The sequence below is a fragment of the Rugamonas sp. GW822-FHT03B10 genome (assembly GCF_058801745.1).
Map to the genome: position 1 here is coordinate 1 of NZ_JBXANP010000034.1, position 24,755 is coordinate 24,755.

Annotated in this window: 16 protein-coding genes and 1 pseudogene; 5 read left to right on the plus strand and 12 right to left on the minus strand. The window is 69.5% G+C overall.

What is annotated here, in order from left to right:
• Nucleotides 1-331 precede the first annotated feature (331 nt).
• A complete protein-coding gene (locus AC1RQG_RS26980; RefSeq protein WP_493136346.1) occupies nucleotides 332-508 on the plus strand; it encodes a hypothetical protein in 177 nt (58 codons plus the stop codon).
• On the opposite strand, the gene AC1RQG_RS26985 is transcribed toward AC1RQG_RS26980, so the two are convergent.
• The 10 genes from AC1RQG_RS26985 to AC1RQG_RS27030 all read right to left on the minus strand — a co-directional run bounded on the left by AC1RQG_RS26985 (nucleotide 494) and on the right by AC1RQG_RS27030 (nucleotide 14,092).
• Nucleotides 494-2,029 carry a glycine betaine ABC transporter substrate-binding protein gene (locus AC1RQG_RS26985; RefSeq protein WP_493136378.1) on the minus strand — a complete coding sequence of 512 codons (1,536 nt, stop codon included), beginning with the start codon at nucleotides 2,027-2,029 and terminating at the stop codon, nucleotides 494-496. The two genes, AC1RQG_RS26980 and AC1RQG_RS26985, sit on opposite strands and share 15 nt — an antisense overlap.
• A gap of 128 nt (nucleotides 2,030-2,157) precedes the next feature.
• Nucleotides 2,158-4,821 (minus strand): zinc-dependent metalloprotease, encoded by a 2,664-nt coding sequence (locus AC1RQG_RS26990; protein ID WP_493136348.1) that lies wholly within the window; start codon nucleotides 4,819-4,821, stop codon nucleotides 2,158-2,160.
• Between the two features lie 91 nt (nucleotides 4,822-4,912).
• Entirely contained in the window at nucleotides 4,913-6,139 is a 1,227-nt protein-coding gene (gene hutI / locus AC1RQG_RS26995; RefSeq protein ID WP_493136349.1) for an imidazolonepropionase, read from the minus strand.
• Between the two features lie 12 nt (nucleotides 6,140-6,151).
• Nucleotides 6,152-6,727, minus strand: a complete 576-nt coding sequence (locus tag AC1RQG_RS27000) for a HutD/Ves family protein (RefSeq protein WP_493136352.1) — start codon at nucleotides 6,725-6,727, stop codon at nucleotides 6,152-6,154.
• Nucleotides 6,724-8,178, minus strand: coding sequence for a formimidoylglutamate deiminase (locus AC1RQG_RS27005; RefSeq protein WP_493136354.1), 1,455 nt, complete (start codon nucleotides 8,176-8,178; stop codon nucleotides 6,724-6,726). The genes AC1RQG_RS27000 and AC1RQG_RS27005 overlap by 4 nt, the downstream gene beginning before the upstream one ends.
• Nucleotides 8,175-8,963 (minus strand): N-formylglutamate deformylase, encoded by a 789-nt coding sequence (gene hutG, locus AC1RQG_RS27010; RefSeq protein WP_493136357.1) that lies wholly within the window; start codon nucleotides 8,961-8,963, stop codon nucleotides 8,175-8,177. The genes AC1RQG_RS27005 and hutG overlap by 4 nt, the downstream gene beginning before the upstream one ends.
• A gap of 16 nt (nucleotides 8,964-8,979) precedes the next feature.
• Nucleotides 8,980-10,542, minus strand: coding sequence for a histidine ammonia-lyase (gene hutH, locus AC1RQG_RS27015; RefSeq protein ID WP_493136359.1), 1,563 nt, complete (start codon nucleotides 10,540-10,542; stop codon nucleotides 8,980-8,982).
• A 28-nt stretch (nucleotides 10,543-10,570) separates the two neighbouring features.
• Nucleotides 10,571-12,283 carry a urocanate hydratase gene (gene hutU / locus AC1RQG_RS27020; protein ID WP_493136361.1) on the minus strand — a complete coding sequence of 571 codons (1,713 nt, stop codon included), beginning with the start codon at nucleotides 12,281-12,283 and terminating at the stop codon, nucleotides 10,571-10,573.
• A gap of 199 nt (nucleotides 12,284-12,482) precedes the next feature.
• Nucleotides 12,483-13,652 carry a hypothetical protein gene (locus AC1RQG_RS27025; protein WP_493136364.1) on the minus strand — a complete coding sequence of 390 codons (1,170 nt, stop codon included), beginning with the start codon at nucleotides 13,650-13,652 and terminating at the stop codon, nucleotides 12,483-12,485.
• A gap of 29 nt (nucleotides 13,653-13,681) precedes the next feature.
• A complete protein-coding gene (locus AC1RQG_RS27030; RefSeq protein ID WP_493136366.1) occupies nucleotides 13,682-14,092 on the minus strand; it encodes a type 2 periplasmic-binding domain-containing protein in 411 nt (136 codons plus the stop codon).
• Nucleotides 14,093-14,333: 241 nt separating this feature from the next.
• On the opposite strand from AC1RQG_RS27030, the gene msbA reads away from it, so the two are divergent.
• Complete coding sequence (gene msbA / locus AC1RQG_RS27035; RefSeq protein ID WP_493136369.1) at nucleotides 14,334-16,166, plus strand: lipid A export permease/ATP-binding protein MsbA; 1,833 nt, start codon at nucleotides 14,334-14,336, stop codon at nucleotides 16,164-16,166.
• Nucleotides 16,167-16,261: 95 nt separating this feature from the next.
• On the opposite strand, the pseudogene AC1RQG_RS27040 reads toward msbA, so the two are convergent.
• Both AC1RQG_RS27040 and ada read right to left on the minus strand, forming a co-directional pair.
• Nucleotides 16,262-16,909, minus strand: a pseudogene (locus tag AC1RQG_RS27040) (2OG-Fe(II) oxygenase).
• 391 nt (nucleotides 16,910-17,300) lie between these two features.
• Entirely contained in the window at nucleotides 17,301-18,377 is a 1,077-nt protein-coding gene (gene ada, locus AC1RQG_RS27045; RefSeq protein WP_493136371.1) for a bifunctional DNA-binding transcriptional regulator/O6-methylguanine-DNA methyltransferase Ada, read from the minus strand.
• 259 nt (nucleotides 18,378-18,636) lie between these two features.
• Here ada and hutC point away from each other — a divergent pair, with 259 nt between their 5' ends.
• From hutC to AC1RQG_RS27060, 3 genes are all read left to right on the plus strand, one after another.
• Entirely contained in the window at nucleotides 18,637-19,356 is a 720-nt protein-coding gene (hutC, locus tag AC1RQG_RS27050; RefSeq protein ID WP_182166330.1) for a histidine utilization transcriptional repressor HutC, read from the plus strand.
• Nucleotides 19,357-19,629: 273 nt separating this feature from the next.
• Complete coding sequence (locus AC1RQG_RS27055; RefSeq protein WP_493136374.1) at nucleotides 19,630-24,288, plus strand: PAS domain S-box protein; 4,659 nt, start codon at nucleotides 19,630-19,632, stop codon at nucleotides 24,286-24,288.
• Between the two features lie 2 nt (nucleotides 24,289-24,290).
• On the plus strand, nucleotides 24,291-24,755 hold a 465-nt coding region (locus AC1RQG_RS27060), incomplete at its 3' end, for a response regulator (protein WP_493136376.1).

Sequence of the window (24,755 nt, forward strand, 5' to 3'; positions counted from 1 at the left end):
GGCGACCGCATTGCCAGCCCGGAAGTCATGCTCAGTTCGGCGGTCGGCTACTTCCCACACTTAGCGAGGACATAGCCAAAAAAAAATCCCACGGGCGCCAGGCGCCGCGTGGGATTGAACCCATGTTGAGTGGGAGGGGAGATTGAAGCAACGCCTTCACTATAAGCGTCCCCGCGATGACGCGCGCAGGTACTTTACATTTGCTTACGCCAGCTCAATCTTGCTTACATCCACCTAACATGCGCGCACCGTCCGGCGCCCCTTGATGCGGCACAAGGCCCGCCCTTCGGCGAGCCGTACCATGGATTGTCACCTCGTCCGGGAGCCCGCCATGAACAAGTTGCCGCCCTTCGCCTTGCTGCTCTACAAGGCCTACCTGCGCTCGCGGCTCGACCATTGCCAGCGCCACCTGCACACCATCGCCGCCCAGCGCGAGAACGACTTCCAGGCAGAACGCCTGCTGCACCGCGAAGTAGCCGTGGTGCGCGCGAAATTACATGCGCTGTGACGTGGCGCGCCCCGCCATCCGCTCCAGTAGTTCAAACGCGCCCTGGGTCAGCAGGGCCAGCACGGCGGCGGGAATGGCGCCGGCCAGCAGCATGTCGTTGTCGTTCAAGGCGAGGCCGATGGTGATGCGTTCGCCGTAGCCGCCGGCGCCGATGAAGGCGGCGATGGTGGCCGTGCCCACGCTCATCACGGCGGCCGTCTTCACACCCGCCAGGATCACCGGCAGCGCCAGCGGCAGCTCGACATGCCACAACCGTTGATGCGGCCGCAGGCCCAGCGCCAGCGCCGCCAGTCGCAGCCCCTGCGGCACTTGCAGCATGCCGGTGCAGGTATTGCGCACCACCGGCAGCAGCGCATAGACGAACAACGCCACCAGCGCCGGCACCGCGCCGATGCCGAGCAAAGGGATCAACAACGCCAGCAGGGCCAGCGACGGCACCGTCTGCAGCACGCCCACCAGCGCCAGCACGGCCTGCCGCAGGCGCGGCACGTAAGCGGCCAGCACACCGAGCGGGATGCCCACCGCGCAGGCCAGGCCGACGGCGATCAGCACCAGAGTGATGTGCTGGCGCGTGAGGGGCCACAGTTTGTCATCGAAGATCTTGGCCAGCAGGCCGGCGCGCGGGGCCGGGTATGCCGAACCTGTCGCGACCGGCGCCGCCCGCAACGGATGCGCCGCCAGCCACCCGCGCGCCACGGCGGCGAAGCTCTGGCCGTCGATTTCGGCGGCGCCGTTCATGGCGATCATGTCGGCCGCGCTGATGCGCCCTTGCAGCCGGCCCAACGCGGCCCATGCGGCGGGAAAGCGGGCCGCCGCGTCCAGCCGGTACAGCAGCACGGCGTCGTAGCGCGGGAAGTAGTGGCGGTCGTCGTCGAGCACGCGCAGGCCGTAACGGGCGATCTTGGCGTCGGTCGAGTAGATGTCGATCACGTCCACCTGTCCCTGTTTGAGCGCGTCGTAGGCGATGCCGTGATCGAGGCCGGCCGGCTGCTGCGGCAGGCCGTAGCGCCGCGCCAGTCCGGGCCAACCATCCGCGCGGCCGATGAATTCGTGCGACAGGCCGAACCGCAGCGTGGGCCGGGCCGCCAGATCGCTCAAGGTGCGCGGGCCATCGGGGCCGCCGCGCACGGCCAGCGCGTAGGTGTTGTTGAAGCCCAGCGGCACGGCCACGCCCAGCCCCAGCGGCGCCAGTTCGCGTCCGATCTGCTCCAGCGTGGCCGGTTCCTTGTGACGCAGGATTTCCTGGTCGATGGTGCCCATATATTCGGGATACACGTCGATCTTCCCGGCCCGTAGCGCGGCCAACACGATGGCCGTGTTGCCCAATCCTTGCAGGTGTTCGGTGCGCGCATACGGGGCCGCCGTCTGCGCCAGCAGCTCGCCCAGGATGTACGATTCCGTGAAGCGCTTGGAGCCGATGCGCAATGTGGTTTGCGCGCCGTCCGCCGGCGATGCCAGCGGCGATGCCGAGGGCGCCGCCGCCGCGCACGTGTGCACGTACGCGCACGCGAGCCAGCACATGGCCTGCCACAGCAGCCGGGCCGTCCAGCGTCCGGCGTTGCTCCGATCTTCCCGTTCGCGCACGCGCCCCCCTGTCGTTTCAGCAATCCGGCCAGCTTACCACTGCCGGAGGGCGCACGCGGTGGGCGTCAGGCGCCGAGGCGCACCATGGACGCCTTGAGCGCCTGGTTCAGCGTTTCGTAGCACTCGTCCAGATGCGCCTTGTTCTCGCGGCTGCCCGGCTTGGCCAGCGCGGCGCGGATCTCGCGCTGCAGCTCCAGCGCATGCTCGCGCTGCAGGCTGCGCGCGTCGGCCGGCGTGGTGGCCGTCGGCCGCAGCAGCATGTTGGCCAGCCGCTTCAGGTGCGCGCGCTGCAGGTTGCGGCGCATGCCCGTGATCTCCTTGCCCGTCTTGAGCTCGCTCCACACGGCCGACTGCAAGGTGCCATACAGCTCGTCGAGACTGAGCGCCTTCCTGCCGTCCTCCAGCTTCTCCTGCGAATCGAGCACGCGCGTGGCCACCGCGTCGGACATCAGCTGGTCCAGCGCCGCCGATTGCAGCAGCAGCACACGTCCGCCCACCGACACGTCCGGCCGGCCGCGCGATTCGAAATGGTCCGGCCCCAACCGGCTGATCATGGCCGGCGCGAACTTGAAGCTGTCGGCCTGGAACAGGCTACCCGTCAGCATCTGCAACGCGGCCCGCTGGCGCGGCAGGGCCACCGGCGTGAACGTGGCCCGCCCCGTGCCCGCGTGGTCGCGCAGATAGGTCTGGCCGCCCACGTACTTGACCACCACCGGCAACGCGCGCGCGAACTGCACGAAGCCATAGTCGAAGCTGCGGCGCAGCGATTCGTAGCTCTCGCCGGGCTTGAGCTGGCGCGTTTGCAGCCGGTCCCACAGCTCGCGCGACAGGGTCAGGCGGCGCTGCACATAGGCCAGCGGATCGCTGCCCAGGTCGAAGGCGTTGACGTCGGGGTCGGCCGCCCGGCCATCCACTTCCTGGTCGGTGCCGAACGCCAGTTGCGGTTCGTTCGAGCGGCCCGCGATCTTCGCCAGTTCGTCCTTCTCCTGCTCCTGCGCGATCGGCTTGTAGGCGTATTCGATGGCCCAGTAATCGTAAGGGCCCAGCGTGGAGGCCACAAACTCGCCTTGGCGCTCACCCTTGACGGACAGGTTGAACGGCGCGTAATCCATCACGGAGCCGGTCATGCCGTTGCGCTCCGTGAACGCCGGGTCCTGCAGCTGCTTGAGGTCGTACACGGTGGAGGCGCGGAAGTTGTGGCGCAGGCCCAGCGTGTGCCCCACTTCATGCATGACGACCGAACGCACATAGGCCTGGGCCACGGCGTCGGCCTGCGGGCTATCGAGGCCCACTTCGCCGCGCGCTTCCAGCAGATCCAGCGCGAAGCCCATCTCCTGGGCCGAGTCCAGCATGTAATCGCAGTGCGTCTCGCCATCGCCGACCGGCTGCGCCACTTTGCCCGTATCGCCCTCGCCGGCCGCGCGGCGCGCGTCGCGCGCGAACACGTCGGACATGGCGATGTCGGCGTCCAGGATCTCGCCGCTGCGCGGGTCCACCTGCGTCGGGCCGATGGCGAAGGCGGCGTCGCTGCCGATGAACCAGCGGATCGAGGCGTGACGCGCGTCGAGCGTGTCGAAGTGGTCCTGCTCCGTCTGCTGGCGCACGACGATGGCGTCCTTGAAGCCGATGCGCTCGAACGCGGCGTTCCAGGCCAGCACGCCCTGCTCGACGGATTTGCGGTACTTCTCGGGGATGTTCTTGTCCAGCCAGTACACGATCGGCTGCTTCGGTTCCGACAGCGGCAACGACGGGTCCTTCTTCTCCAGCCGCCAGCGCTCGATCACGTGGCTGGCCGTGGTGGGCCGGACATCGTCCGTGAAGTCCTGGGTGGTGGTGACGAAGTGGCCGATGCGGTCGTCCGCCGGGCGCGCGTGCATCGGTTCCGCCGGCAGCGGCATGAAGCTGTAGTAGAAACCGAGGAACATGCTGCGCGGATCCGGCAGCGTGGTGGGCGGACCGGGCAGCGCCACGGGCTGCGGCGTGATGGGCGGCGCGGCCATCCGTGGCACGGCGTAGTGGGCGCTCACACGCAGGCCCGTCATGGCCTCGTCGGCCCGCAGCGTGACGAAGCTGCTGTTGCGCGCGTCCAGCACGAACGGCATCCGGTACGCGTATTCGAGACGGGTGGAATAACCGGGTATGTCGCTAAACAACAACGCATTGGCCTCGATCAGCACCCCGTGGGTCTGCGGATGGGGCGCGCTGGCCACGGGCGCGGCGGCCAGCAGGCTGTCCGAATAGGCCTGCGACACGGCCAGCGCCTGCGGCGTGCCGCCGCGCGCGCTGTAGCGGGTGTTCTTGGCGATCATCTGCACCAGGTTGCCGATGCGGTGGAAGTACACCACCTGGCTCTCGCCCATCTGGCCGCCGTAGAAGCCACGCTCGCCGATGCCGTTGGTGTTGTTGATGGACATGAAGATGGGCCGGTCGAACATCTCCGGACGCAGCTCCAGCCATACTTTCTCCTCCTTCTGGTACAAGGGCAGGAAGCCCGGCACGTGGGCCGCCCCGCGCACCACCTCCAGGAACGGCTTGGGCGCCGCCGCGGCAGCGAGCATCGCCGCCAGCGGATTGACCGGCGCGGCCGCCGGCGTGGCGACGGCCGACACTTCGCCCGTGTGGGGCGTGGTGACGGGTGCGGGATCCTGCGCCAGCGCCTGGGCGGCCAGCGCCAGCAACACGGTGGAGACGAGGGATTTCAGGGCGAACGACGGCGGTAACACGGGCATGGCGATCCTGGTGCTGGCAGAGAGTCGGAAAAACGCTCGTGATAATGTACCTGATCAAACCGCCGCACGGACGGAAATTCGAGGAATCCCTCTAAACCACGGGCGCCCGGAACACGCCGGAATTCACCACGCCCGCGCAGGGGTTGAAGCCGATCGCATACGATAAATCGGCCGGGCGGGCGATGCGCCACAACGCGAAATCAGCCCGCTTGTCCACGGCCAGGGTGCCGATGTCATGTGCCCGCCCCAGCGCGCGCGCCGCATGGATGGTGCAGCCGGCCAGCGCCTCCTGCGGCGTGAGCCGCCACAGCGTGCACGCCATGTTCATGGTCAGCAGCAGCGACGTCATGGGCGACGTGCCGGGATTGCAGTCCGTGGCCAGCGCCATCGGCACCCCGGCCGCGCGCAGCGCCGCCACGGGCGGCTGCACCGTCTCGCGCAGGAAGTAATAAGCGCCCGGCAGCAGCACGGCCACCGTGCCCGCGCGCGCCATGGCGGCGATGCCGTCCGCGCTCACGTGTTCGAGGTGGTCGGCCGACAGGCCGCCGTAGCGGGCCACCAGCTGCGCCCCGCCCTGGTCCGACAACTGCTCGGCGTGCAGCTTGACGGGCAAGCCATGGCGCTGGGCGGCCACGAACACGCGTTCGGTCTGTTCGGCCGAAAAACCGATCCGCTCGCAGAACGCATCCACGGCGTCGGCCAGGCCCTGTTCGGCCAGCGTGTCGAGCATGGCGCACACTTCGGCGATGTAGTGCTCGGCGCGGCCCGCGAACTCGGGCGGCAGCGCGTGCGCGCCCAGGAAGGTGGTGGCCACGCTCACCGGCAGCTCCCGGCCCACGCGGCGCGCCACGCGCAGCATCTTCGCCTCCGTCTCCAGGTCCAGACCGTAGCCGGATTTGATTTCGATGGTGGTCACGCCCTCGGCCAGCAGGGCGGCCACGCGCGGCAGGCTCTGCGCCAGCAGCTCGTCCTCGGTGGCGGCGCGGGTGGCGCGCACGGTGGACATGATGCCGCCGCCGGCGCGGGCGATGTCCTCGTAGGTGGCGCCGTTCAGGCGCGCCTCGAATTCATCGCTGCGGTTGCCGGCGTGGACGATGTGGGTGTGGCAGTCGATCAGGCCGGGCGTGAGCCAGCAGCCCTCGCCATCGTGCACGGCGCGGGACGATTCCAGCGCGCCGGCGGGAAGTTCGGCGCGCGGCCCCAGCCAGGCGATGCGGCCGTCGCGCATGGCGATGGCGCCGTCGCGGATTTCGCCATAACCGTCGGCCATGGTGGCCAGGTGCACATTGATGAACAGGGTATCCCAGGCTGCGGTCATGCGTTGGTCTTTTTAGTGAGGAATGATGTCGGCCACCAGCACCGTGGCCTGGATGGTGTCCATGGTCCACGCCTCGTCCGAATCGAGCACCACGGCGTCGTAGCGCACCAGCGCGATGCGCTCGGTGGCGCTGCTCAAGGTCAGGCTCTCGCCCTCGGCCAGGAACAGCACCGTGGTGGCGCTGCGCCGTACCAGCTCCTGATGGCCGCGCACCACGCGCCGCTCCAGCCGGTGGCGGCAGCGGCCACGCCGCGTCATCACGTTGAAGTCGGTCGTCAGGCCGCCCGTGATGGTGGCGTCAACAGCGGACTCGCCGGGAAATTCGATCAATGGTTCGCTGGGACTGAGCACGAATCGTTCGTGCCCGAAGTCGAGCAGCACGCCGTCGCCGTCCACCAGCGCCAGCGAACGGTCGATGCCGGGGAACGGCGAGAACGGCCCGTCCTGGGTGATGGTGGCCAGGCTGATGCGCCAGTCGAAGTGGTCGAAGTCCGCGCCGGGCGGCATGACGACGATTTCCGTGGTGCTGCCGCCACCGTTCTTCCATGGGGTGGGCCGTAGGCTTGCGTACTGGATCAGCTGGGTCATCGGAACTCCCTCAGTTCGGCCAAGGTCTGCCGGAAGCGCGCGGCGATGGCCTGCTGCGCCACGTGCTGCTGCTTGCGCACTACCCACTGGCCGCCCACCATCACGTCCCGCACCAGGTTGTCGTTGCCGCTGAAGATGAAGGTGCCCAGCACCTCGTCCAGCGCCAGCCCGAACAGGTTGGGATGGTCGTCGTCCAGCACGATCACGTCGGCACGCTTGCCGGGCGCCAGCGCGCCCAGCGGCCGTCCCGCCGCCTGCGCCCCGCCGTGCAGGGCGCCCTGCCACAAAAAATCGCCCACGTTGCGCTGCGCGGACGATACCGCAATATTACGCCGCTGTTGGGCCAAACGCTGCCCATATTCGAGCCAGCGCAACTCCTCCACCGCGCCCTGCGAGATGTGGCTGTCGCTGCCGACGCCGAAGCGGCCACCGGCCGCCAGGTAGGGCTGCAGGGGGAACAGGCCGTCGCCCAGGTTCGCTTCCGTGGTCGGACACAGGCCGGCAACGGCGCCGCTGGCCGCCAGCGCCGCCACTTCATCGTCCAGCAAATGCGTGGCGTGGATCAGACACCAGCGCTGGTCCACGGCCGCGTTTTCCATCAGCCACTGCACCGGGCGGCGTCCGCTCCAGGCCAGCGACTGCGCCACCTCCGCCTGCTGCTCCGCGATGTGAATGTGCACGGGACGGCCGGACGGCAACACCGTCAGCACCTGGCCGATCTGTTCCACCGTGGCCGCGCGCAGCGAATGGGGCGCCACGCCCACCTCCGTCTGCCCGTCGCGCAAGGGCTCCAGCGCCTCGATCACGGCCAGCACGTCGCGCACGTCCGTGCGGAAACGCTGCTGTTCCGGCTTGAGCGCCTGCTCACCAAAACCGGAATAACTATACAACACAGGCAGCATGGTGATGCCGATGCCGGCCAATCGTGCGGCCGCGATCACGCGTTCCGCCGTCTCGGCCGGGCGCGGGTACATGGCGCCGTCCGGCGTGCGCTGCACGTAATGGAATTCGCACACGGCCGTGTAGCCATGGCGCAGGCATTCCGAAAACAACTGGGCCGCGATGGCCTCGATCTGCGCCGGCGTGATGTTGCGGGCGAAGCGGTACATCAGCTCGCGCCAGGTCCAGAAGCTGTCCGGGCCGTCGCCGGCCCGCTCTGTCTTGCCGCCCAGCGCGCGCTGGAAGCTGTGCGAATGCAGGTTGACCATGCCCGGCAGCGCGTACTGCGCCACCTCCACGCCGGCCGGCTGCGCCGCATCGGGCGTCACGACCGTCAGGTTGCCGGCGGCGTCCCACCCCAGCAGCACGTCCTGGCGCCAGCCTTCGGGCAGCAGCGCGTGACGCGCGTACAGTGCGCGACCAGCCTCCGGCGTTGGCTGCGTTGGCTGCGTTACCGGCGTTGCCGATGCGCCGCACGCCGCATCCGGTGCCGTGTGCGGGCCGGCCGTCATGCGCCGGCCCAGTCGGCCGCCGCCTGCGTCATCTGACGCAGCAGACCCTGGATCTGATCCGCCAGATCCGGGCGGTAGGCGAACGGCGCGCGCTCGTCCATGTAGGTGGACTGGCACATCTCCAACTGGATCGCATGCACGCGCGCGCCCGGCTGGCCGTAGTGGCGCGTGATGTGGCCGCCCTTGAAACGGCCATTGACGGCCACCGTGTAGCGCTCCTGCGCGCGCGCGTGGGCCACGATGGCTTGCATCAAACCGGGCGCGCAGCTGGCGCCGTCGGCCGTGCCGAAGTTCAGGTCGGGCAGCTTGCCCTCGAAGAAGCGCGGCACGACGGACGCGATCGAATGCGCGTCCCACAGCACCACCTTGCCGTGGATGGCCAGCAGCCGGTCCAGCTCCGCGCGCAACTGCGCGTGATAGGGCTGCCAGTACAGCTTCAGGCGGCGCTGCACCTCCGCCTCGTCCGGCGCATCGCCGTCGCGATACAGCGGCTCGCGGTGGAAGGTGTCGAGCGGGCACAGGCCCGTCGTGTCCTGGCCCGGATACAAGTTGGTGTTCTCCGGCGGGCGGTTCAGGTCGATCACATAGCGCGACCAGCGCGCCGACAGCGTGGACGCGCCCATCTCGCCGAGGAAGTCGTACAGCCGCACCAGATGCCAGTCCGTGTCGGCCTTCTCGGTCGCGGCGCCCGTCATGCGGGCCGCGATGTCGTCCGGGATGTCGGTGCCCACGTGCGGCATCGACACCAGCAGGGGAATGCTGCCCGCCTTGAATTGAAAGTCCATGGTTATCCCTCCCGCGTCACGGATGCAGCGGCGCGAACAAACTCTTGCACTTGGCGCTCAATTCGCCCTTCAGCACCATGCGCTTGGCCGCCTCGATGTCGGGCGCGAAGAAGCGGTCGGCGTCGAAGAACGGCACCTGCTGGCGCAATTGCGCGTGCACGTGCTCCAGTTGCGGCGAGGTCTTGAGCGGACGGTGGAAGTCGATGCCCTGCGCGGCGGCCAGCAGTTCGATGCCGACGATGACGGCCGTGTTGTTGGCCATATCGTCCAGCCGGCGCGCGCCGAAGGTGGCCATGCTCACATGGTCCTCCTGGTTGGCCGAGGTGGGGATGGTGTCCACGCTGGCCGGGTGGGCCAGCGACTTGTTCTCCGACGCCAGCGCGGCCGCCGTCACATGGGCGATCATGAAGCCGGAATTGACGCCGGGGTCGCGCACCAGGAACGGCGGCAGGCCGGACAAGGTGGCGTCGATCAGCAGCGAGATGCGACGCTCGGAGATGCTGCCGATTTCCGCGATGGCCAGCGCCAGCGTGTCGGCGGCGAAGGCCACCGGCTCGGCGTGGAAATTGCCGCCCGAGACGATGTTGGGCAGGCCGCCGGCCGCGTCCTGGAAGATCAGCGGATTGTCGGTGACGGCGTTGGCCTCGATCAGCAGCGTGCGCGCCGCGTTGGCGATCAGGTCCATGCAGGCGCCCATCACCTGCGGCTGGCAGCGCAGGCAGTACGGATCCTGCACGCGCTCGTCGCCCACCAGGTGCGAGGCGCGGATCGCGCTGCCCGTCACCAGCTGGCGGTAGATGGCGGCGGCGGCGATCTGGCCCGGCTGGCCGCGCACCTCGTGCACGCGCGCGTCGAACGGCGAATCGCTGCCCTTGGCCGCGTCCAGCGACAGCGAGCCGGTGACCATGGCCGCCTCCAGCAAACGCTCGGCCATGAACAGGCCATGCAGCGCCAGCGCGTTCGACACCTGGGTGCCATTGATCAGCGCCAGCCCCTCCTTGGCGGCCAGCACCACGGGCGCGATGCCGGCGGCCTTGAGCGCGTCGGCGGCCTGCATCAGTTCACCGTTCACGCGCACCTCGCCCACGCCCAGCATGGCCAGCGTCATGTGCGACAGCGGCGCCAGGTCGCCCGAGGCGCCCACCGAGCCCTTGGCCGGAATGGCCGGCATGATGCCGGCGTTGTACAGCGCGATCAGCGTGTCGACGATCAGCGGGCGCACGCCCGAGTAGCCGCGCGCCAGGCTGCCGATCTTCATCAGCATCACGAGGCGCACCACGCCGTCCGACAGCAGCTCGCCCGTGCCCACCGAGTGCGACAGGATCAGGTTGCGCTGCAACTGCTCCAGCTTCTCATCGGGGATGCGGGTCTTGGCCAGCAGGCCGAAGCCGGTGTTGATGCCGTAGGCCGCGTCACCCTTGGCGACGATGGCCTGCACGGCGGCGGCCGACGCTTCGACCACGGGATAGGCTTCGGCGGCCAGCGTCAATCGGCCCGCCTCGTTCCATACGGCCCGCAGTTCGGACAGGGTGATCTTGCCCGGCTTGAGGGTCCATGCGTTTTTCTGTGCTTGTTTCATCGTAGTGCTTCCTGAATTATTTGAGCGGTTACTTGATCATGGGGAGGTTCAGGCCGTTGCGCTTGGCGCAGGCGATGGCCGTCTCGTAGCCCGCATCGGCGTGGCGCATCACGCCCGAGCCGCAATCGTTGACCAGCACCCGGCCCAGGCGGCGCGCGGCGGCGTCCGTACCATCGGCCACGATCACCACGCCGGAATGCTGCGAGTATCCCATGCCCACGCCGCCGCCGTGGTGCAGCGAGACCCAGGTGGCGCCGCCGGCCGTGTTGAGCAGCGCGTTCAGCAGCGGCCAGTCTGAGACGGCGTCCGTGCCGTCCTTCATGCTCTCCGTTTCCCGGTTCGGGCTGGCCACGGAACCCGTGTCCAGATGGTCGCGGCCGATCACGATGGGCGCCTTCAGCTCGCCCTTGCGCACCATCTCATTGAAGGCCAGACCGGCGATGTGGCGCTCGCCCAGACCCAGCCAGCAGATGCGCGCCGGCAGGCCCTGGAAGGCGATGCGCTCGCGCGCCATGTCGAGCCAGCGGTGCACCTGCGCGTGGTGCGGGAACAGTTCCTTGATCTTGGCGTCGGTCTTGTAAATGTCCTCCGGATCGCCCGACAGCGCCACCCAGCGGAACGGGCCGCGGCCTTCGCAGAACTGCGGCCGGATGTAGGCCGGCACGAAACCGGGGAAGTCGAACGCGTTCAGCACGCCCTGATCGAACGCGACCTGGCGGATGTTGTTGCCGTAGTCGACCACTTTCGCGCCCAACGCCTGGAATTCAAGCATGGCTTGCACATGGGCGGCGCACGAATCGGCGGCGGCGGCCTTCAGGCGCGCGTGGCGCTCGGGGTCCTGCTGCGCGCTCTTCCAGTCGGCCACGCTCCAGCCGCGCGGCAGGTAGCCGTTGATCAGATCGTGGGCGGAAGTCTGGTCCGTCACCATGTCGGGCACCAGGCCACCGTCCTTGGCGCGGCGCACCAGTTCCGGCAGCACTTCGGCCGCGTTACCCAGCAGGCCGATGGAGATCGCGTCGCCGCGCGCCGTGTGGTGCTTGACCAGTTCCAGCGCCTCGTCGATGGTAGCGGCCTGCTTGTCGAGGTAGCGGGTGCGCAGGCGGAAGTCGATGCTGCTCTGCTGGCACTCGACCGTCAGCGACACGGCGCCGGCCATGGTGGCGGCCAGCGGCTGCGCGCCGCCCATGCCGCCCAGGCCCGCCGTCAGGATCCAGCGGCCCTTCATGTCGCCGCCGAAGTGCTGGCGGCCCGCCTCCGCGAACGTCTCATACGTGCCCTGCACGATGCCCTGGGTGCCGATGTAGATCCAGCTGCCGGCCGTCATCTGGCCGTACATGAACAGACCCTTGCGGTCCAGTTCATTGAAGTGCTCCCAGTTGGCCCACTTGGGCACCAGGTTGGAATTGGCGATCAGCACGCGTGGCGCGTCCTCGTGGGTCTGGAACACGCCGACCGGCTTGCCGGACTGGATCAGCAAGGTCTGGTTGTCCTCCAGCGCGCGCAACGAGGCCAGGATCTGGTCGTAGCAGGCCCAGTTGCGGGCCGCGCGGCCGATGCCGCCGTACACCACCAGATGCTTGGGATTCTCCGCCACCTCTTTGTCCAGATTGTTCTGGATCATGCGGTAGGCCGCCTCGGCGCCCCAGCTCTTGCAAGTGCGCTCGGGGCCGCGCGGGGCGCGGATGTCACGGCTGGCGTCGTAGCGGGGATCGTTGTCCAGGGCGGTCGAAGGGGTGGTCATGGTGTCTCCTCAAGATGATGGGGGCGGCCGGGCGCGATACGCCACGCGCGGCCTGCGCATCCTCGAAGAATAAGTTGTCTATACAACTAAGTCAACCGAATTCTGGCCCCGACCTCTCCGCGTCCCCCCGCGCCGCTCCAAATGCAAAACGCCGCACGCCCGGATGGGAGCGTGCGGCGTCTGGTGGCGCGGCGGCGGGTTAGAACAAGCCCTGCAGCGAGACGGAAAGCAGCTTGGAATCGCCGAAGAACGGATAGGCGTAATGCGACTTGTCCTTGCTGACGTCGTACTGGACCTTGAGCGCCATGTTCTTGCGGAAGTCCCAGCGCAGCGACAGGTACTGGGTGTTGCGCGCCTCGATCGGCTCCGTCACCGTCGTGTAGCGCGAGAACGTGTACATCGGCGTCCAGGCCCCGTACTGGTAGCCGACCCCGATCAGCGCATACTTGTAGACGTTGTTGATGCCCTTGGCGTCGTCCACCTGCTCATAGCGGTCCAGTTCCGACTTGACCAGCCAGTCCTTGTAATCCATGTTGGCCGAGAGACCCATGATGCGCGTGCCCTGCGCGTCGACCAGCGTGGTGCGGCCGCCGCCGGGCGCGTCCTGCCAGGTGGTGTCCTTGTAGTGCATCAGCATGGCGCGCACGTCGAACACGCCGTTGTTGGCCGACACGTAGCCGCCTATCATGTCCTTCCACGATTCATGGGTGGGCGTGGTGTAGTAGATCAGCGTGTCGTAGGCGTCGTTGTGCTGGGTGTAGCCGCCGCCCCACACGTGGAAGGTGCCGGCCCAGTCGCTGGCGCCCAGCTGCGTGCGGTAGGTGACGTTGGCGCCCTGGTAGGCGTAGATCGGCCAGCCATACACGTCCGGCGCCGGCCGCACCCACGGGTAGGCGTAGCCGATGTACAGGTAGTCGCTGTAGTAGTAGAGCGGGATGCGGAACTGGCCGGCCTGCACCGTCCAGGCCGAATCGGCCGACGGTTGCCACGTCAGGTAGGCCCAGTCCAGCGTGGGACGCGAGCCTCGGTTGGGGTTGTTGGCCCGCACCAGCACCTGGGCCGTGGCCGACAGCGTGGGCGAGAATTCCTTCTTCAGCTGCAAGCCCACCAGCGATTCGCGGTCGAACTGCCAGCCTTCGCTCTTCTCGTAGACGGACGCGTATTCCCAGCCCTGCACCGTGCACGGGCATTTCCATTGCTGGTAGGTCCACGGCGTGCTGCTGCCCTGGGCCGAGCCGCTCAGCACCTTGGCGCCGGTCAGGTTGTAAAAGCCGGTCAGTTTCAGCGAGCCGTCGTCGCTGAGGTCGATGGCGGCGGCGCTGCCGGATGCCAGCAACGCGATCGCCCAAGCCATGATATGTTTGTTCATCGAGCTATCTCCAGTTCAGGACGGGGCGTTCAAGGTACGGTGGCGATGACCTTCACGGTGTCATCGACGGCCGCTTTTTCGATATAGCCGATGGCGTTCACGTTCCCGGCCACCGCCTGCTTCACTTCGGCGCTGGATTTGCATTCCTTGGGCGGTTTGCCCTTGGCCGCGAACACGATCTTGGACCAGATGGCTTCCACCTGGGCCGGCGTCTTCTCCAGCACCTTCTTGTCGAATTCGGCCCGGATCGGCGACCCCTCGGGCTGCTCGATGGGGGTGAACAACACCGATCCGCCCAGGAAGAACTGGGCCGCCTGCGAGGGGAACATGCGGGTGGCGGGGTTCTGCGGGTTGACGATGATGACCAGCTCCGCCCGCGCCGGCGCCGCCATGGCCGCCAGCAGCAGCGCCGCGGCCGCCCACTGTGTCTGTGCTTTCATCTAGCCTCCTGTTGTCGTGGCAACAGCTTCCCAAGTACTGCCCGCGGCGCGTTGTGCCTGCGCGCCGGGACGAATCCAGTCTAACTTCATCCAGTTTCAGCAGGCGAGTGATATTTGGAGAGAATTGGCTTCTTAACTGCAAAGTGTTTCGCCAACGCAACACCCGGCCACGCCCGCGCGGCGCCGGGCGGGGCCGCCGATGCAGGTACAATGCAGCCTTCGCCGACCACCGCCCACCATAGTGAACAGCCGACTCCTCTATCTGCGCCTGCTGCGCCAGTTCCGCCCTTACGCCTGGATCGCCGCCGCCACCCTGACGGCCGTGGGCGTGGCCTCGGCCACCGACGTGCTGCTGATCCGCCAGCTGCAGAACGTGGTGGACGCGCTGGCCCCGGCCAGCAGCCTGACGCGCAGCGCCGGTCCGGCCACCGGCCTGCTGGGCGCCATGCAGGAGCTGCTGGGGGTGCTGCTGCCGCAGGACCCGACCCGCGCCGCGCTGTGGACCATCCCCGCCATCATCGTCAGCCTGGCCGTGGTGCGCATGCTGGCCAGCTTCGCCGGCGAATACGGCGCGGCGTGGCTGTCGAGCCGGGTGCAGGCCAATCTGCGCGAAACCATGTTCGCGCGCATCCTGCGCCTGCCCAACCGCTATTTCGACGGCACCTCCACCGGCACCACGCTGTCGCGCGTGGCGTTCGACGCCGCCCAGGTGGCCCAGGCCGGCCTGAATGTGATCAACGTGGCCGTGCGCGACTCGGTGGCCACGGTCGGCTACCTGATCTCGCTGTTCAGCATCGACTGGCAACTGGCCGTGTTCTGCCTCGGCCTGCTGCCGCTGGTGGCGCTGATCGTCACCTTCGCCGGGCGCCGCATGCGCCACCTGAGCCAGAGCGCGCAGCAAGCCATGGGGGAGCTGACCAATGTGCTCGACGAGAGCATCAGCGGCCAGCGCGTGGTGAAGATCTTCGGCGGCCAGCAATACGAACAGCGCCGCTTCGACCGCGTGGTCAAGCTCAATCGCCAGCTGGCCGTCAAGCACGCGTCCACCGCCGCCATGAACTCGGCCGCCATCATGCTGCTGGTGGGGATCACCCTGTCGTCCGTGATCTACTTCGCGCTGCTGCGGGCCCAGGCCGGCGCGCTGTCGCCGGGCGCCTTCGTCGCCTTCATGGGCTCGCTGATGGCCATGCAGTCGCCGATCAAGAACCTCACCAAGATCAACGAACCGATGCAGCGCGGCCTGGCCGCCGCCGAATCCGTGTTCAGCCTGATCGACACCGATTCCGAGGCCGATCGCGGCGAGCGCGCCATCGAACGGGCGGCCGGCCGGCTGGCGCTGGAACAGGTCAGCTTCCACTACCGTCCCGACGACGCCGAGGCGCGCCCCGCGCTCGACGGCGTGTCGCTCGCCATCGCCGCCGGCGAGACGGTGGCCCTGGTGGGCAGCTCGGGCAGCGGCAAGACCACGCTGGCCGGCCTGCTGCCGCGCTTCTACGACGTCAGCGGCGGCCGCATCACGCTCGACGGCGTGGACCTGCGCGACTACCGCCTCGACGCCCTGCGGCGCCAGATCGCGCTGGTGAGCCAGGACGTGGTGCTGTTCAACGACTCGCTGGCGGCCAACATCGCCTATGGCGACCCGGCGCCGTCGCGCGAGCGGATCGAGGCGGCCGCGCGCGCCGCGCACGCGCATGAATTCATCGTGCGCCAGCCGCAGGGCTACCAGACGCCGGTGGGCGAGAACGGGCTGCGCCTGTCGGGCGGCCAGCGCCAGCGGCTGGCCATCGCCCGCGCGCTGTACAAGGACGCGCCCATCCTGATCCTGGACGAGGCGACCAGCGCGCTGGACACGGAATCGGAACGGCTGGTGCAGGCCGCGCTGGAGGTGCTGATGCGGGGCCGCACCACGGTCGTCATCGCGCACCGGCTGTCGACCATCGAGAACGCCGACCGCATCGTCGTGATGGACGCCGGCCGCATCGCCGAAATGGGCAGCCACGACGCGCTGCTGGCGCGCGGCGGACTGTATGCGCGGCTGTACCAGACCCAGAAAAGCGTGCAGAGCCCGTCGTAACGTCGCAAACCGGGGTCAGGTCATGCGATCAGGCAATCAAGCAAGCTGCTTGATTGCCTGATCGCATGACCTGACCCCGGTTTTTTGCGCACGTATCAGGCGGCGTCGTGGCAGATCAATCCCAGCGTGTGGCGCAAGCCTGAGCGGAGCCGGCTCACCCCATGCCGCGTGCCGGCCCGGTACACGCCGCGCGCGCCCTAGGCCGGCCGCTCGGACACGGGGAAGATCACCATGTCGCCGCGCTTGAGCGGCACCACCTCCACCCGCGACTGCTGGCGCGGTCGCTGTTCCGTCAGCACGAATTCCCCGCCGTCGAAATCCGCGCCCGGTTGCGACAACAGCACCGCCGCCTGCAACGGGAACACGTGTTCGCCGTACAAATCCTGGTGCAGGCAGTTGTAGTCGCCGGGGCGGTAGCGCAGCAACAGCGGCGTCGGCCGCTGCTGGCCGGCCGCGTGGCAGCGCGCCAGGAATTCCGCGTGGTCGGCGGGGAAGCGCGTGGCGCTCCCCAGCAAGCCATGCCAGCGGTTGGCGATGGCGGCCAGCGGCCCGTACAGGGCTTGCCGCAGCGCCGCCACCGTGGACGGCAGAGGGTAGCGGAAATACTGGTACTCGCCGCTGCCAAAACCATGCTGCGCCATCACGATGCGGCTGCGGAACAAGTCGCCGTGGTCGTACTGGGCCGCCATGGCCGCGCACTCGTCGGCCGTCAGCATACCCGGCACGACGGCGTAGCCGTTCATGTCCAGCTCCTCGGCGATGGCTTGCCAGTCCAGCCCCGCCACGTGCGCGGCGATGCCGACGGCCGTGCCGATCGCGCGCCGCGCGGCGGCCTGGCGGGCGGCCTGCCGCGCGGCGTCCAGTTCGGCCGCGCTGGCCGTCGTGACAGCGCCGACCGCACTGGCGGCACCGGCCGCGCCGGAAGCTTTGGCTGCATTGATGACGCCGACCGCACCGGAGGCTTCGGCTGCACTCATGGCACCGACCGTACCGCTGGCTTTGGCCGCCTTGGCCGCACCGACGGCACTGTCCGCGGCGGCCGGCGTGGCCTGCCCCGGGGCCGCCTTGCGCGGCTGGCGCGGCGGTGCGCCGGCGCCAAAATCAAGTTCACCGTTCTTCACCGACCGCCTCCTCTTACCGCCGTTCCGCGCCGCATTGCGCGCCCTCGCGCTCCAGCAGCGCCGCCTTGCGCTCCACGCCCCAGCGGTAGCCGGACAGCGCGCCGTCGTTGCGCACCACACGGTGGCACGGCACGGCCACGGCCAGCGCGTTGGCCGCGCAGGCGCCGGCCACGGCGCGCGCGCCGTTCGGCAGGCCCACCTGCTCGGCCAGTTCCGTGTAGCTGACCGTGCTGCCGGCCGGGATGGCGCGCAGCGCCTGCCACACGCGCTGCTGGAACGCCGTGCCGCGCACGTCCAGCGGCAAGTCCAGGCCGATGCCGGGCGCCTCGACCAGCGCCACCACGCGCGCCACCACCTGCTCGTAATCGGGTTCGGCGCCCAGCAACTCGGCCCGGGGGAAGCGGTCCTGCAGGTCGCGCGCCAGCGCGTCCGGGTCGTCGCCCATCAGGATGGCGCAGATGCCGCGCTCGGTGCTGGCCACCAAGATCGCGCCCAGCGTGCAGGCGCCGATGGCGAAGCGGATCGCCGCGCCGCTGCCGCCGGCGCGGAACGCGCGCGGCGTCATGCCCAGCACGGCGGGCGACTGGGCGTAGAAGCGCCCGCTGGAATTGAAGCCGGCCGCGTAGATGGCGTCGGTCACCGATGGCGCGGCGGCCAGCCCGTCCTGCAGGCGGCGCGCCCGCTCGGCCGCCGCGTAGGCCTTGGGCGTGATGCCGGTGTGGGCCTTGAACAGGCGGTGGAAGTGGAAGCGGCTCACGCCCACGGCGGCGGCCAGCGTGTCGAGGTCGGGCTCCGCGTCGGCCGCCGCGATCAGGCGGCAGGCCTGGGCCACGATGGCGCGCTGGCGCTCGGCCAGCGGCGGCTGGTCGGGCTTGCAGCGCAGGCAGGGCCGGAAGCCGGCCCGCTCGGCCGCCTCGCGGCTGTCGTGGAAGGCCACGTTGCGGCGCAGGGCCGCGCGCGCGCCGCACGAGGGGCGGCAATACACGCCGGTGCTGCGCACCGAGTAGTAGAACACGCCGTCGGCGTCGGCGTCGCGCCGCTGCACGGCTTCCCAGCGCTGTTCGTCGCTGGCGTAGGGGGTGTGGCTCATGGCCCGCTCCGTTGAATGATGATGGATGATGCCATGTTAGTGGCCGCCGCGCAGCCCCGCACTCCGGCGCTTGCTTTTGAATCGCGCCGCCGGATCGGAGCACCGCCGTTGGCTTTGGCGCTTGGGGTCCGCCCCCGTTCCTGGGGGCCTGCCCCCGGTTCGGCACAGCGCCGTCCCCGGCCGACTGCCCCTCCCGCATGTCCAAATGCTAAAATGACGGACGAGCCGTCCACCCCAGGCCGGCCTACGGAGAAGCCGTTTGGACCAGTCAGCCCCGCAAGAAAACACCCCGATTTTCCAGCGCATCAAGGATTACCTGCTGGCCCAGATCGCCGCCGGCACATGGAAGGAAGGCGACGTGATCCCGTCCGAGCAGGCGCTCACGCGCCAGTTCGGCGTCTCGCGCATGACCGTCAACCGCGCCGTGCGCGAACTGACGGCCGAACAGGTGCTCACCCGCCGCCAGGGCGCCGGCACCTACGTGGCCCAGCAGAAGTACCAGGCCACCCTGCTCGAGATCAAGAGCATCGCCGACGAGGTGCGCGCGCGCGGCCACGTGCACCGCTCCAACCTGCGCCTGCTGGAACGGGGCAAGGCCGGCGAGCTGCTGGCCAAGCAGTTCGACCTGCCGCCCGGCCACCCGCTGTTCCATTCCGTCATCGTCCACTTCGAGAACGGGGTGCCGATCCAGGTCGAGGACCGCTGGGTCAACCCGCTGTGCGCGCCCGACTACATGGAACAGGATTTCAGCCACCTCACCCCCAACGAATACCTGATGGCGGCCGCGCCCCTGCAAGGGGCCACCTACAGCATCGAGGCGCTGGCGCCGCCGCGCGAGATCGCCGAGATGCTGGCCATCGACACGCGCCAGCCCTGCCTGGTGCTGAAGCGGCAAACCCACTCGGCCGGCATGGTGGCCTCGCTGGCGACGATGTGGCATCCGGGCCACCGCTACCAGTTCGCCGGCAGCTTCGCGTAATAAAATTTCACCAGAGGCCGCAAGATGAAATATTCTTTCATCGCGGCCGGACCCCGCCGCAGGGCCGCGCACGGCCATCGCGCCTAGCACTTTTTCGCCCTCCAGATTCTCACGCTTTGTCACCGGAACGCCTGCAACGGCGGGCGTTTTTGCGCCAGAGCACGCTGCGCGGCCATGGCCGTTTCCCGTCGCAAAAGTTAACCCTACGGGCAAAATTTCGATGCTATAGTTGTTCGCAATAAAAGCCGGCGCCGGCGCGCGCCGGCCCGCCGCATGAAAGGGATGCCCTTGTTGCCCAACCGTCCAGCGCCGCACCGTAGACCGCTCCGGCGCCGCCCGCCGCGCTGGCTGGTGGCTGCGGCGCTGCTGTGCGCGGCCGCGCTGCCGGCGCGGGGCGCGGACAAGGTCGTGGTGCAGCTCAAGTGGCAGCACCAGTTCCAGTTCGCCGGCTACTACGCGGCCCAGGCCCAGGGTTATTACCGGGCGGCCGGGCTGGAGGTGACGCTGCAGGAAGCGCGCCCCGGCGAAGATCCCGTGCAGCAGGTGGTGGACGGCCATGCCCAGTACGGCACCGGCGACAGCACGCTGCTGCTGGACCGGGCGCGCGGCCAGCCGGTGGTGGTGCTGGCCTCGATCTTCCAGCACTCGGCCGCCGCCCTGCTGGTGCGGCGCGACGCGGACGGCAAGCGCGTGCCCTGGGCCGGCAGCCGCATCATGCTGGCGCCGGGCAGCGAGGAACTGATCGCCTACCTGCGCCACGAGCGGGCGCCGCTCGAACGCATGACGCAACTGCCGTATCAGCTCGACGACGACGTGCTGCTGGAGGACCGGGCCGACGTGCTGTCCGTCTACGCGTCCGACGCGCCCTATGTGCTCAGCCGCGGCAACGCCAGCTACGAGCTGCTGTCGCCGCGCGCGGCCGGCATGGACTTCTACGGCGACAACCTGTACACCACCGAGACCGAGCTGCGCGAGCACCCGCTGCGCGCGCGCGCCATGCGCGAGGCCACCTTGCGCGGCTGGCAGTACGCGATGGCGCACCAGGGCGAGCTGGCCGACCTGATCCGCGCCCGCTACCCGGAACGCCACAGCCGCGAACACCTGATGTACGAGGCCCAGCACATCGCGCCGCTGCTGGAGCAGGGCTTGATCGAACTTGGCTACAGCAACCCGCAACGGTGGCGCGCCATCGCCGCCCTGTTCGCGGCCCAGGGCATGCTGCCGGCCGGCTTCGTGCCGGACGGCATGCTGTACCGCCCCGCGCCGGCCCGCGTCGAGCTGTCGGCGGCGGCGCTGGCCGGCGGCGCCGCCCTGCTGGCGCTGCTGGCCCTGGTGGCGGCCGGCCTGTGGCGCCTGCGCGCGCTCAAGACGGCCCTGCGCCACGCCGAGGAGCGGCTGGGCGGCGCCCAGCGCCTGGCCAGCCTGGCGCTGGAAGGGTCGGGCGAAGGCATGTGGACCTGGCTGCCGCAGCAGGACAAGCTGGAACCGTCGGCCCGCTATTGCGCGCTGCTCGGCTACGAGCCCGGCGAATTCCAGCCCGAGCCGGGGGCCTGGCTGTCGCACGTGCACCCGGACGACCAGTCCCGCGTGCGCGCCGCCATGGCCGCCTTCCTCGGCAGCGCGGCGCCGCAGCCGCAGCGTTTCATCAGCGAATGCCGGATGCGCTGCCGCGACGGCAGCTGGAAATGGGTGCAGGCGCGCGGCGCCGTGCTCGAACGCGACGCCAACGGCCGCGCCGTGCGCGCGGCCGGCACGCTGGCCGACATCAGCGAGCACATGGCGGCCGAGCAGGCGCGCGTGTGCGCCATCCTGGAGGCGACCCCGAACGCGATGCTGATCGCCGACCGCGGCGGCCAGGTGCGCTACGCCAACCAGGCCTGCGCGCGCGTGTTCGGCTACGACGGCAGCGCCATGCAGGGCCGCTCGATGGACCAGCTGGTGCCCGACGCCATGCGCAGCAACGGCCATGTGCGCGAACTGTTCTCGCGCCCGCAGTTGCCGGGCCGGGTGCTGACGGCCTGCCGCGCCGACGGCAGCCGCTTCCCGGCCATGGTGCACCTGTCGCCGATCGCCCTGTCGGGCCAGGACTTGTCGGTGGTGGCGCTGCGCGACATGACCAAGCGCCAGCGCGCCGAGCAGGCGCTCCATTCGAGCACGGAGCGCTACCGCCTGATCGTGCAGACGGCCGCCGAGGGCATCTGGATGTGCGACGATCACGACCGCACCAACTTCGTCAACCCCACCATGGCGCGCATGCTCGGCTACGACGTCGAGCACATGCTGGGCCGCCCCATGACCGACTTCATGGACGCGCCCAGCGCGGCGCGCCTGCAGCAGCACCTGCGCCAGCGCGCCTCGGGCCAGCCGGAACAGGGCGACGTGTGCCTGTACCGGCGCGACCGCAGCATGCTGTGGTGCCTGCTCTCGACCACCGTCATCTACGCCGACGACGGCAGCTACGGCGGCACGCTGGCCATGCTGACCGACATCACGGAACGCCGCGCGGCCGAGGCGGCGCTGCGCGAATCGAGCCAGCGCCAGGCGTCGATCTTCAACGCCGTCACCAACGGCCTGGTGGTGCTGAACGGGGCCGGCCGCCTGGTCGACAGCAACGCGGCCGCCGCCCGCATGCTCGAACACGGCGCGCCCGGCCTGTGGGACGCGCTGCGCGAGGACGGCGCCGGCTTCGACATGGACAGCCACCCGCTGCAGCGGGCGCTGGCCACCGGCGAGCCGGTGCGCGAGGCCGTGATGGGCCTGCACCTGCCCGGCGGCGCCGTGCGCTGGCTGTCGGTGAACGCCGAGCCGCTGACGGACGAACAGGGCAATGTGTCGCTGGTGGTGGCCAGCCTGACCGACATCGGCGAGCGCAAGGCGGCCGAGGACGCGCTGCGCCGCAGCGAGCAGCGGCTGCAGGAGATCATCCAGATGATGCCGACCGGCCTGTTCATCAAACACCCGGACGGCCGCTTCCTGCTGATGAACCACGCCTGCGAGCAGCAGCTGGGCTTCGCCTACGCCGACCTGCCCGACGGCGACGACAGCGTGATGCACTCGCCCGAGCAACTGGCGGCGTTCCGCCAGCGCGACCGCGAGGCGTTCGCCGCCGGGGTGCTGATCGAGTACGAGCAGACCATCTGGCACCGCGTGCAGAACGAGCAGCGCCACCTGCGGGTGCTGAAGAAGCCCGTGTTCGACGAGGAGGGCCGGCCCGCCTACCTGATCTGCATGTCGCACGACATCACCGACAGCAAGCGCGTCGAGCAGGCGCTGCGCGAACTGAACGAGCACCTGGAGGAGCGGGTGGCGCGGCGCACCGAGCAGCTGGACCAGGCCAAGCGCCTGGCCGAGGAGGCCAGCCAGGCCAAGGGCCAGTTCCTGGCCAACATGAGCCACGAGATCCGCACCCCGATGAACGGCGTGATCGGCATGGCCTACCTGGCCCTGAAGACGGAGCTCGACCCGCGCCAGCGCGACTACCTGGAGAAGATCCGCTTCGCCGGCGAGCACCTGCTGGGCATCATCGACGACATCCTCGACATCTCCAAGATCGAGGCGGGCCGGCTCGACATCGAGCAGACCGACTTCGCGCTCGAACACGTGATCCAGACCCTGACCACGGTGCTGGCGCCCAAGGCGGCCAGCCGCGAACTGGCGCTGACCTTCGACCTCGACCCGGCCCTGCCGCCGGTGCTGCGCGGCGACCCGCTGCGCCTCGGCCAGATCCTGATCAACTACACCAGCAACGCCATCAAGTTCAGCGAGCAGGGCGAGATCGCGATCCGGGTGCGCCGGCTGGCCGCCGACGCCCACAGCTGCCTGCTGCGCTTCGACGTGCGCGACCACGGCATCGGCCTGTCGGCCGGGGAGATGGACAAGCTGTTCCAGTCGTTCCAGCAGGCCGACGCCTCCACCACGCGCGCCTACGGCGGCACGGGCCTGGGGCTGGCCATCTGCAAGCAGCTGGCCCAGCTCATGGGCGGCGAGGTGGGCGTGGACAGCGCGCCCGGCCAGGGCAGCACGTTCTGGTTCACGGCGCGCCTGGGCATTTCGAACGCCACCGTGCCGGCCATCATCCACCAGGTCAGCGACGCGGCGGCCGAGCTGGTGGCGTCGGCCCGCACGGCCACCGTGATGCAGTCGCTCAAGGACGCCCGCATCCTGCTGGTGGAGGACAACAGCTTCAACCAGCAGATCGCGCTGGAGATGCTGGAGGACGCCGGCTCCTCCGTGTGCCTGGCCAACAACGGCGCCGAGGCGCTCGAACTGCTGCGCCAGGCCGCCTTCGACTGCGTGCTGATGGACGTGCAGATGCCGCTGATGGACGGCCTGGAGGCCACGCGCCTGATCCGCGCCGACCCGCGCCTGGCCGACACGCGGGTGCTGGCCATGACGGCCACCGCCACCAGCGAGGACCGCGAGCGCTGCCTGCGCGCCGGCATGGACGACTTCATCAGCAAGCCGATCCAGCCCGACCTGATGTACCAGACCATCGCCAGCTGGCTGCCCGAACGCGGCGCGCCGCTGCCGCCGCCGGACTGCGGGGCGCCCGCGTTCCGCGCCACGCTGGGCGGCGACCCGGCCGTGATCGACCTGGCCATCCTGGCCCGCCTGCTCGGCTACGACCCGCACAAGGTGCGCAAGTTCGCCTTCAAGTTCCTGCAGACCACCGGCGATGGCCTGCGCCAGATGGAGGCGGCGCTGGAACAGGGCGAACTGCAGCCGCTGCGCGAGCTGGGCCACCGCATCAAGTCGGCCGCGCGCACCGTGGGCGCGCTGGGCATGGCCGAACTGTGTCTGCAGCTCGAGCACCTGGCCGCCGACGCCACGGCCGACGCCACCGCGCGCGCCCTGCTGGCCCAGCTGTGGCCCCTGCTCGACCAGGTGACGGAGCAGATCATGACCCACACCACCTTCGCCGACGAGCGCTGACCATGCACCGGCCCGCCCCCGCGTCCTCCCCGTCCCGCGCGCTGCGCGTGCTGCTGCTGGACGACGACGTGTTCACGCTGGAACTGCTGGCCGACATGGTGGCCAGCCTCGGCCCGCACGCCGTGCAGTGCGAGACGAGCAGCCTGCGCGCGCTGGCCCTGCTGCGCGGCGGCGGCCCGGACTTGCTGATCTGCGACCTGGGCTTGCCCGAGCTGGACGGCATCGAACTGCTGCGGATGGTGGCCGACCAGGGCTACGACGGCGCGGTGGTGCTGCTGTCCGGGCTCGACGTGGGCGTGCTGCAGGCGGCCGAGCGGCTGGCCCGGGCCCACGGCCTGGCCCTGCTGGACGCCTGCGCCAAGCCGCTGGCGCGCGAGCGGCTGGCCGGCCTGCTGGCGCGGGCCGCGGGGGGGCTCTTCTACACCTCTCCGAGCCCACGAGACAACACTGTTAATCTGGGGGGGGGG

Bases quoted from the DNA above. Each gene is read 5' to 3' on its own strand.
- AC1RQG_RS26980 (WP_493136346.1), top strand. From the start codon at position 332: ATGAACAAGTTGCCGCCCTTCGCCTTGCTGCTCTACAAGGCCTACCTG.
- AC1RQG_RS26985 (WP_493136378.1), bottom strand. From the start codon at position 2,029: ATGTGCTGGCTCGCGTGCGCGTACGTGCACACGTGCGCGGCGGCGGCG.
- AC1RQG_RS26990 (WP_493136348.1), bottom strand. From the start codon at position 4,821: ATGCCCGTGTTACCGCCGTCGTTCGCCCTGAAATCCCTCGTCTCCACC.
- hutI (WP_493136349.1), bottom strand. From the start codon at position 6,139: ATGACCGCAGCCTGGGATACCCTGTTCATCAATGTGCACCTGGCCACC.
- AC1RQG_RS27000 (WP_493136352.1), bottom strand. From the start codon at position 6,727: ATGACCCAGCTGATCCAGTACGCAAGCCTACGGCCCACCCCATGGAAG.
- AC1RQG_RS27005 (WP_493136354.1), bottom strand. From the start codon at position 8,178: ATGACGGCCGGCCCGCACACGGCACCGGATGCGGCGTGCGGCGCATCG.
- hutG (WP_493136357.1), bottom strand. From the start codon at position 8,963: ATGGACTTTCAATTCAAGGCGGGCAGCATTCCCCTGCTGGTGTCGATG.
- hutH (WP_493136359.1), bottom strand. From the start codon at position 10,542: ATGAAACAAGCACAGAAAAACGCATGGACCCTCAAGCCGGGCAAGATC.
- hutU (WP_493136361.1), bottom strand. From the start codon at position 12,283: ATGACCACCCCTTCGACCGCCCTGGACAACGATCCCCGCTACGACGCC.
- AC1RQG_RS27025 (WP_493136364.1), bottom strand. From the start codon at position 13,652: ATGAACAAACATATCATGGCTTGGGCGATCGCGTTGCTGGCATCCGGC.
- AC1RQG_RS27030 (WP_493136366.1), bottom strand. From the start codon at position 14,092: ATGAAAGCACAGACACAGTGGGCGGCCGCGGCGCTGCTGCTGGCGGCC.
- ada (WP_493136371.1), bottom strand. From the start codon at position 18,377: ATGAGCCACACCCCCTACGCCAGCGACGAACAGCGCTGGGAAGCCGTG.
- AC1RQG_RS27055 (WP_493136374.1), top strand. From the start codon at position 19,630: ATGAAAGGGATGCCCTTGTTGCCCAACCGTCCAGCGCCGCACCGTAGA.